Below are 1,327 nucleotides of genomic sequence, written 5' to 3' on the forward strand. Positions count from 1 at the left end.
AGTTGTTTCTGCTAACCAATCGCGTAAACTAGACCGAAAGCCATGCGGGCAGGCATCAAGTTTATTTTGTCTCATATATGATGCCATCATCGCAGGTGAAAGAGGACAGCGACCAGTCAATGAAAAAATAAAATCACTTTTGGAGAGACAAGAAGCTTGTTCAATAACTTTTAGAGCTTCTGTTGATAAAGGCACGCGAAACTCTGTTGTAGCATCGCGCCTTCCTTTCATATTCTCAGCAGGGATGGTCCATATATCACCATCAACTTGATCTTTATGGATATGACGCAAAGGATATGTACGGACACCTGTAAGAATAAGTAGACGCAAAGCCAAGCATTTTATGGTTGTTGTTTCGCAAAGTATTTTATAAAAAGCCGGTACCTCTCTCCAATCCATAGCAGGTAAGTTTTGTTTTTTATGCCTTTGTTTCCCTAACAAAGCTTTTGCTTTTTCTGTTACTTGTAAATCAACATCCAACCCCAACGCGGCAGCATGTTTGAAACAAAGATTAAGACGCATCAATGCTGTTCGAGCTGTCCCAGCTTTTGTATGCCAAATGGGAGCGAGTGTATTGCGTATATCGGTTTGGGTAATCTCTGAAACGGGGAGACAGCCTAATTTAGGGAGAATATGAAGACGTAAATGTAAAAACCAGTTCCCATCTTTACCGTCATTTTTTAATTCAGCTTTACGGCTTTCAAAAGCATCGAGAGCGATATCTTTTAAATAATGGAGATTACGCATTGCCTCACGCTTTTGTTTGTCACGTTCTTTAATGGGGTCACGCCCCTCACGTAAAACAGAACGCCACCCAGTTGCCAATTCACGGGCTTGTTTTAAAGAGACATCTCTTAAAGCCCCCAAGCCCATTTCACGACGCCGCCCGTGAATGGTGTAACGATAAATCCATTGAGCACCCCCATCTTTACGCTTATGAAGTAACAAGCCAGCACCATCATTATATTTACCAGCCCCCAATGTTGCGACAGCCCTTGCATTAAGACGATTCATTAAAGGCATTTTTGTTCCTTTCTTTAGAGTTTTTTATCCACACGATAATCCCACTTGTGATGTGCAAAGGGATGGTTTTGATTGATTCAAGATAAGCAGGTTTGAAATGAGAGAATCTTAGGATATTCGGGGCTCTCATTCAACATGCAAAACAGTGAATTATCTTTATAAATCAATATCTTGTATCGGTTATTCAGGATGAGATTGATGATGTCACGGATGAGTTCATTCCTCAAATCCAAGAAAGTATTTTTGCCGCCATTCGGTTTTGTGAACGGGAAACCTTTTACTTTAATGAAAGCCGTGATGTCAT

Annotated in this window: 1 protein-coding gene; it reads right to left on the bottom strand. The window is 40.8% G+C overall.

The annotated features are described in order from the left end of the window. Positions 1–1,023, bottom strand: a 1,023-nt coding sequence (locus tag AC0QT4_RS09140; protein WP_473201353.1) for a tyrosine-type recombinase/integrase, incomplete at its 3' end; no start/stop codon positions are given. Positions 1,024–1,327 lie beyond the last annotated feature (304 nt).

This window comes from Bartonella sp. EBT8, assembly GCF_055796165.1.